Origin of the sequence: Trichlorobacter sp. (assembly GCF_030247655.1) — a bacterium.
Taxonomy (GTDB): domain Bacteria; phylum Desulfobacterota; class Desulfuromonadia; order Geobacterales; family Pseudopelobacteraceae; genus Trichlorobacter.
In genome coordinates this window covers 1-8267 of record NZ_JAOTRZ010000124.1, presented here as the reverse complement: position 1 = coordinate 8267, position 8267 = coordinate 1, and the positions used below count along the sequence as shown (strand labels likewise).

The 8267-nt window shown below is 53.1% G+C and carries 6 protein-coding genes; all 6 read left to right on the top strand.

Going from position 1 to position 8267, the window contains the following annotated elements; genetic code table 11:
- Positions 1-297 (top strand): hypothetical protein (locus OEL57_RS11000; protein ID WP_300740584.1); only part of this gene is annotated, 297 nt, incomplete at its 5' end.
- Complete coding sequence (locus tag OEL57_RS10995; RefSeq protein WP_300740583.1) at positions 284-1624, top strand: replicative DNA helicase; 1341 nt, start codon at positions 284-286, stop codon at positions 1622-1624. The genes OEL57_RS11000 and OEL57_RS10995, both read left to right, overlap by 14 nt.
- 158 nt (positions 1625-1782) lie before the next feature.
- The gene (locus OEL57_RS10990) at positions 1783-3243 is read left to right on the top strand and encodes a type I restriction-modification system subunit M (protein WP_300740582.1); all 1461 of its coding nucleotides are present in this window, start codon (positions 1783-1785) and stop codon (positions 3241-3243) included.
- Positions 3240-4442 carry a restriction endonuclease subunit S gene (locus OEL57_RS10985; RefSeq protein ID WP_300740581.1) on the top strand — a complete coding sequence of 401 codons (1203 nt, stop codon included), beginning with the start codon at positions 3240-3242 and terminating at the stop codon, positions 4440-4442. The genes OEL57_RS10990 and OEL57_RS10985 overlap by 4 nt, the downstream gene beginning before the upstream one ends.
- Entirely contained in the window at positions 4439-6061 is a 1623-nt protein-coding gene (locus OEL57_RS10980; protein WP_300740580.1) for an ATP-binding protein, read from the top strand. The genes OEL57_RS10985 and OEL57_RS10980 overlap by 4 nt, the downstream gene beginning before the upstream one ends.
- A 141-nt stretch (positions 6062-6202) precedes the next feature.
- Positions 6203-8267: DEAD/DEAH box helicase family protein (locus tag OEL57_RS10975; RefSeq protein WP_300740579.1), on the top strand; the 2065-nt coding region annotated here is incomplete at its 3' end.

The window sequence follows — 8267 nt, the reverse complement described above, 5'->3', positions numbered from 1 at the left end:
ACTTACCACTTCGCGGCAAAAGATGCCAAAGCGGTTAAAACCCTGCTGAGCCTGCAACCCCTCAAGCACCTGATCTTAATTGCCAGTCACTTTCTGACCGTCGATGATGCCTTTCTTGCCAATCGCCGCTACCTGCCAATGCTGGTAAGCCAGATTAACCGGATACCAGCCCCCGTTGAGATCATGGCCGCATCTGCAGCCCGATACCGGATCGCGGGCCTGCTGCCACCTGACGGAACTAAACTGGAGGACTGGCAGTTCTGGGTAGCAAAGGAGACAACCAATGCAACAGCCTGACACCCCCCCTACCTACAGCCTTGAGGCTGAGAAATCTGCCCTTGGCGCGGTGCTGGTTGATAACGCCGCACTGGAATCCATAACCGGCATTATCAGCCAGGAAGATCTTCATAACCCAGCTCACCGGCATATCTACGCCGCCATGCTGGAACTTAACCAGGCTAAGAGCCCGATAGACTTCACCACCCTGCTGAATAGCCTAAAGACCGGCGGGCAGCTGGAGGAAGCAGGCGGTGCCCCCTACCTGCTGGAGTTGGTTGATTACGTGCCCACCGCTGCCAACGTTGCCTACTACGCCAAGATCATCCGCACCCATGCCGTACAGCGGTCTCTTGCTGGCGTTGGGCAGGTGATCACCGGCAGGATCAGACAGGGCCATGATCCGGCCACGGTGATTGACGAGACCCGCCGCAGCCTGGACAAGCTGGCCGGAGAACTGGACGGCGCCCACGGCGTAAACGCTGCAGACCTGATTAGTTTTGATGGCAGGGCAACAGCTTATCAGCAGTTTGTCAGCCGTGTAAATAAATTTCGCTTTACGACAGGTTTCCGTGATTTGGACAAGGAATTGCGCGGTGTTGCCCCCGGTGAACTGCTAACCATCATCGCCTATTCCGGCACCTTTAAATCTGCGCTATTGCAATTTTTACTGCTGCGATCTGCCCGTGACACCGGTTTGCTTAGCCTGTTTTTCAGCCTTGAGATGCCAGCCGCCAAACTGTTTGAACGGGAAGTTGCCATGACCAGCGGTATTAACGGCTACACCTGCGAATACCGTTGGCGCAATGAGCCCGTGGAGGCTAACGCCTTGCAACTGGCAGCCCGTGACGGTGGCGGCAAGAACATGCTGGTCTGTGAAAGGCCAGGTCTGACGATTGATCAAATAGGCCGCTACATTGACGCCGCCAAACGTAATCACGGTGAAATAGGCGTGGTGGGGATTGATTACCTGGGTCTGATGCAGGCACCCGGTAAGACCCTGTTTGAGCGTACTGCCTACCTTGGCCCAGAGCTAAAGAATCTTGCTAAGTCTAAGAACGTGCCGCTGCTGGTACTGGCCCAGGTCAACCGAGAGAGCGTCAAAAACAATGCAGAGATTGAGGCACACAGCGCCAAGGGCGGTGGCGATGTTGAAGCCAGTGCAGACTTTATGCTGGGGATGCAGCAAACAAAACAGGGGCAGCTGATAATGAAGGTTCTTAAAAACCGCAACGGCGCAGCAGGGCAGGTATGGGAGGTACAGCTTGACCGGCCAAGCTTGCAATTTACCGGCCTTATTCCATACGAGCCCACCCGTCAGGCCACAAATCAGAACATAGACTTTTAAAACAGATCAGTGGATTAACCCGCACAGCTACATTTGATCTGACAATATGTGACGCAAACAGCATAAATAGCTGAGTTGACAATTTGACTGCCACCCTTTGATACGGTATACACATCAGGCAGCCTGCTGCATTTTTTACTACTTCAGGAGTCCCCTACGTGCTTACCACTGATATCAAGTCTAAGATAGACAAGATCTGGAACACCTTCTGGTCAGGCGGCATCTCTAACCCCCTGTCAGTTATCGAGCAAATCTCCTTTCTGCTGTTCATCAAACGGCTGGACGATATCCACACCGCCAAAGAAAAGAAGGCCAACCGGCTGAACAAGCCGATTGAAGAGCCGATCTTTGCAGCGGGGCAGGAAAACCTGCGCTGGTCACGCTTCAAAGAGTTTGAGGCAGAAGAGATGTTTAAGACCGTAAGCACTGAGGTCTTTCCCTTTATCAAAAACCTGCATGGTGGAGAAGATACCGCATACTCCCGCCACATGAAGGACGCCATCTTCATGATCCCGACGCCAAGTTTGTTGGAGCGGGTGGTTGAGCAGATTAGCGATGTTCCCATGGAAGACCGGGACACCAAGGGCGACCTGTACGAGTACATGCTCTCCAAACTGACCACTGCCGGAACCAACGGCCAGTTCCGTACCCCCCGCCATATCATCAAGATGATGGTAGAGCTGATGCAGCCCAAGCCGGAAGACACCATCTGCGATCCGGCCTGCGGTACAGCCGGATTTCTGGTTGCCAGCGGTGAATACCTGCGGGAGCAGCACCCAAACCTTTTCCACAATGAGGCCCTTAAACAGCACTTCAACGAAAAGCTGTTCAACGGCTTTGATTTTGATTCCACCATGCTGCGGGTAGCCAGCATGAACCTTATGCTGCACGGCATAGAGAACCCGGCCATTGAGCGGCGGGATGCCCTGGCCAACAGCGCCGCCGATATTGCCGATGCCTTTACCCTGATTCTAGCCAATCCGCCCTTTAAGGGTTCGCTGGATGAAGAGACCGTTGCCAAGGATCTCCTGCGCACGGTCAAGACCAAGAAGACCGAGCTGCTGTTTATCGCCCTGATGCTGCGGCTGCTGAAGCCGGGCGGGCGTTGCGCCGTAATCGTGCCGGACGGCGTGCTGTTCGGCTCATCCAAGGCCCACCTTGACCTGCGCAAGACCCTGGTGGAAGGCCACAAGCTGGAGGCGATGATCTCTATGCCCTCCGGTGTCTTCCGGCCCTATGCCGGTGTCTCCACCGGTATCCTGATCTTCACCAAGACCAACTCCGGCGGTACCGACCATGTCTGGTTCTACGACATGCATGCCGATGGCTATTCGCTGGACGACAAGCGCAACCCGATTGAGGCAAACGATATCCCTGATGTGCTGGCAAGATGGCAACAGCGTAACCCGGCCACAGATACCGATCGGACTGCCAAGGCGTTCTGTGTGCCACTGCAGGAGATTCGCGATAACAAGTACGACCTGTCCATTAACCGCTACAAGCAGGTGGAGCATGAAGAGGTAGAGTATGAACCGCCCCAGGCAATCATTGCCCGGTTGGAGGCGCTGGAGCAGGAGATTGCAGCAGAGTTGGCAGAGTTGAAGGGGATGGTGGGATGACAGTTTCTTTAGTTCGCCTCGGGGATGTGGCTGCTTTCATTCGGGGTATTACATTCAAACCCGAGGACAAGATCGAACCTAATTCTACTGACGCAGTAGTATGTATGCGGACCAAAAATGTTCAGGATATTTTGGATCAAGACGATTTAATCGCCATTCCTCAACCCTTTGTAAAACGTAAAGAGCAATATCTTTTTGAAGGAGATCTACTCGTTTCAACAGCCAATAGCTGGGAGTTGGTCGGCAAAAGTTGTTGGGTACCCAAGCTAAGCTATCAGGCTACTGCTGGCGGTTTTATCTCAATTTTACGATCCGACAGAGAAAAAATATTTCCCAGATATTTGTATCATTGGATGAACAGTAGCGAAACACTTCATCAGCTAAGGTATTGCGGACGTCAGACGACAAATATTTCGAATATGTCACTTGACCTTGCGTGTGACTTAGAACTCCCTCTCCCCCCACTCCTCGAACAAAAACGGATTGCCGCCATTCTGGACAAGGCCGATGCCATCCGGCGCAAGCGGCAGCAGGCGGTAAAGCTGACCGAGGAACTACTGCGCTCAGTGTTTCTGGATATGTTTGGTGATCCGGTGACGAATCCGAAGGGATGGGAGGTTAAGTCGCTTGCAGAAGAAATAACTTTTATGACCAGTGGCTCTAGGGGATGGGCAGAGTATTACAGTGACCACGGAAGCAAATTCATCCGTATTCAGAATGTGAAGAATGGCCAGCTTCATTTTAATGATGTTCAGTACGTGAAGGCTCCAGACAACAAGGAAGCTGCCAGAACCAAGGTTCAGGAAAATGACCTACTAATTAGCATTACTGCAGACCTCGGCAGAACAGCTGTTGTTGACAAGCAGACTGCTGACGAGGGTGCCCATATCAACCAACACCTTGCTCTGGTACGGCTATCTAACGCCATTAATCCTCATTTTGTTGCGGCCTATCTGGAAAGCCAAGGTGGTAAAAGCCAGTTCTTGCAGCTCGACCAGTCCGCTGTGAAATCGGGGCTTAACTTCGATTCAATAAAGTCATTGCATCTGTATAATCCGCCATTTGTTTTGCAAAAGCAGTATGCGGCAGCCGTTGAATCAGTTGAAAATACCAAGGTAAAGTTGAAGGATGCAGCCGACACATCCGACACCCTCTTTACCTCCCTCCTGCAACGGGCCTTCAGGGGAGAACTATCATGACCACCACCCGCGAACAGCTGTATCAATGGCTATCAGAACCGGAAGGCACCAACCTCGAATTCAAGGAGGCCAAGCACAACTACCATTTTGACAAACTGGTAGAATATTGCGTTGCCCTTGCCAATGAGGGGGGCGGCAAGATCATCCTGGGGGTGTCTGACCGTCGCCCCCGTCACATTGTCGGGACAACTGCCTTTGCTGAACCGGGCAGGACTGAATCCGGTCTGCATGATCGTCTGTTTCATCGTATTCCGGTAGAGGAGCTGCACACAGACGAAGGGCGTGTGCTGATCGTACATGTACCGCCCCGCCTGCCAGGAATGGCATGGAATAGCGAGGGGCGTTATCTGAAACGTGCTGGTGATGAGCTTGCTGCTTTGTCGGATATCGAGTTGAGAGCCATTTTTGCTGAAATCGGCCCTGATTTTTCCGCCGAGATCTGCCCCGGTGCATCTGTTGCTGATCTTGCTCCTAATGCAATTGCCCTGTTTCGTGACCGCTGGGCCAGGAAAAGCCGTGATGAGCGCAAACGCGCATGGAGTGACGCCGAAACACTGGCTAACGCTGAACTGCTGCTGGACGGCCAGCTTACCTATGCTGCCTTGATACTGTTCGGCTCCCGCTCCGCATTGGGACGCTATCTGGCACAGGCAGAGCTGGTTTTTGAATATCGTTCATCTGAAGCATCCGGCCCGGCTGCTGATCGAGAGGAGTACCGGGAAGGCTTTTTTCTCTGGCAGGATTCTCTCTGGAACAAGATCAATCTGCGCAATGATCGCCAAAGCTACCAAGATGGCCTATTTAGAATGGACATACCAACCTTTGACGAGGTGCCAGTTCGAGAAGCTCTGTTGAATGCCGTTGCTCATCGTGATTACCGGCTTGGTGGCTCCATCTTTGTACGCCAATATGCCCACCGCTTGGAGGTGGTCAGCCCAGGCGCTTTGCCGCCCGGCATTACTGCTGACAACATTCTTGATCAGCAGAATCCGCGCAACCGCCGTCTTGCCGAGGCATTAGCCCGCTGCGGTCTGATTGAACGTTCTGGTCAGGGAATGAATCTGATCTTTGAAAGCGCCATCCGCCAAGGAAAACCATTGCCGAGTTTCGCCGGTACATCCAGCCATGAAGTACGGCTTACTTTGGAGGGTATGGTTAAGAGTACCGCGTTTGTCCGGTTCATGGAGCGTTTGGGCGAGGAGACGTTACGCTCTTTTTCCACCTATGACTTTCTGACGCTTGACTACTTACATCGCGAACAGACATTGCCGGAACACCTGAAAGCCCGTCTCCCAAACCTGGTGGAGCTTGGCGCTATTGAAAGTGTGGGGAGAGGAAGAGGAACACGGTACCTGTTGTCACGACGCTTATACGCAGCGTTGGGAGCAAAAGGCGTCTATACCCGAAAAAAGGGACTGGATCGCGAGACCAACAAGGCGTTGCTTGAAAAGCATCTTCGTAACCAGGGGGAAGTAGGGGCTCAGCTTGCAGAATTACGGCAGGTTTTACCAGCTGAATCTGAAAGTACGGTACAGAACCTGCTAAATGAACTACGGGAAGAAAACCGGGTTGCTTTAAAAGGAAAGCGGAGATGGGCTCGCTGGTTTATAACGGGCTAAAGCCAAACACTAAAGCCTTATACGTTTACAAAGGGCTTTAAGACTGTATACAAACCAAACTATTTCAGATACTTCTATAGCCTGCTTAATAAACTAAATCAGCACAAATAACTTTAATGCGTTGCTAAGAGCTCATAATTAATGTCCAACTTCAGCTTCCTGAAAACCAACTGGCCCGACCTGGCCGCCTCTGCCGCCGAGGCAGAGCAGCAGGTAAACAGCGCCCCGCGCACCAGTTGTTTTCATGCCCGCCGCACGCTGGAGCTGGGGGTGAAGTGGCTGTATGCCAATGACAACTACCTGAAGAAACCGTATGCCGACAACCTGGCAGCCTTGATCCACGAACCCAGCTTCCGCGACAACCTTGAACCCTGCCTCTTCCCCAAGATCCTCACCATCCAGAAAATTGGCAACCTGGCAGTCCATAGCGACAAACCGATCAACAGCAACGATGCCCTGCATGTCTTAAAAGAGCTGTTCCACTTCCTGTACTGGCTGGGCCGAAGCTATTCCCCTTCAACACTGGCAAAGCAGACCTTTGACATCAGCCAGATCCCCCAAAAGGACAGCACCGTCAGCGACAAGAATGCCGAACAGTTAGGCAGACTGCAGGCTGACCTTGTTGATAAAGATGCCCGCCTGGCCGCTAAAGAGGTAGAGCTGGCCAAGACCCAGGAAGAGATTGCCAGCCTGCAGGCCCAGATTCAGCAGTATAAGCAGCGTAACCGTGCTGTACCGGATGACCACGACTACAGCGAGGCCGAGACCAGGGATTACTTTATAGACCTGCTGCTGAAAGAAGCGGGCTGGGACATCAGCCAGCCAGACGTGCAAGAATATCCCGTAACCGGTATGCCCAACGACAAGGGCGAGGGCTTTGTCGATTACGTGCTGTGGGGTGATGACGGCCTACCCCTGGCAGTGGTGGAGGCGAAACGTACAAAGAAGGATGCCCGCATCGGCCAGCAGCAGGCCAAGCTGTATGCCGATTGCCTGGAGCAGATGAAGGGGCAACGCCCGCTGATCTTTTTCAGCAGCGGCTACGATACTTGGCTGTGGGACGACCAGCAGTATCCTCCCCGCAAGGTACAGGGCTTTTACAAGAAGGATGAGCTACAACTGCTGATCAACCGTCGCAGCAGCCTGAAGGATCTGGCCAGCGCCACCATCAACAAGGCGATTGTGGAACGCTACTACCAGCTAGAGGCGATCCGTAGGGTGGGTGAAGATTTCCAGAAGCGTAAGCTGCGTAAAGCGCTGTTGGTGATGGCAACCGGCACCGGCAAGACCCGCACCGTGATTGCCCTGATTGAGCTGCTGCAGAAGTGTAACTGGATCAAGCGGGTGCTGTTTCTGGCAGATCGCAACGCCCTGCTGTCTCAGGCAGGCAATGCCTTTAAGGAACATCTGCCCCATTCCAGCCCGGTGGATATTACCAAGATCAAGGACGACACCACCAGCCGGATCGTGCTGTCTACCTATCCCACCATGATGAACTGCATTGATGAGGCTAAGGGCGGTAATAAGCGTTTCAGCCCCGGTCACTTTGACCTGATCGTGATTGATGAGGCCCACCGCTCAATCTACCAGAAGTATCGGGCCATCTTTGAGTACTTTGACTCTCTGCTGCTGGGACTGACCGCCACCCCACGCTCTGAGGTGGATCGTAACACCTACCAACTGTTTGAGCTGGAAAAAGGGGTGCCTACCTACTACTACGAGCTGGCCCAGGCCGTGACTGACGGTTATCTGGTGCCTCCCAGGGCGCATTCGGTTCCACTCAAGTTCCAGCGTGAAGGGGTGGCCTACAACGAGCTGTCGGAAGAAGAACAGCTTGAGTATGAAGAAAAGTTCTGGGATGAGGAGCAGGGCGGCATGCCTGAGAAGATTGATTCCGCTGCCCTGAACAACTGGCTGTTCAACATCGATACGGTGGACAAGGTGCTGGAACACCTGATGCGTTATGGCCTGAAGGTGGAGAGTGGCGACCGGCTGGGCAAGACCATCATCTTTGCCAAGAACCACAACCATGCCCTGTTTATTCAGGAGCGGTTTGATGCCAACTATCCCCACTTAAAGGGCAGCTTCTGCCGGGTGATCGACAACTACGAGTCATACGCCCAAACCCTGATAGATGATTTTTCCGTTAAGAGCGGCGACCCGATTATCGCCATCTCCGTTGATATGCTGGATACTGGTATTGATG

Bases quoted from the DNA above. Each gene is read 5' to 3' on its own strand.
- OEL57_RS10995 (WP_300740583.1), top strand. From the start codon at position 284: ATGCAACAGCCTGACACCCCCCCTACCTACAGCCTTGAGGCTGAGAAA.
- OEL57_RS10980 (WP_300740580.1), top strand. From the start codon at position 4,439: ATGACCACCACCCGCGAACAGCTGTATCAATGGCTATCAGAACCGGAA.
- OEL57_RS10985 (WP_300740581.1), top strand. From the start codon at position 3,240: ATGACAGTTTCTTTAGTTCGCCTCGGGGATGTGGCTGCTTTCATTCGG.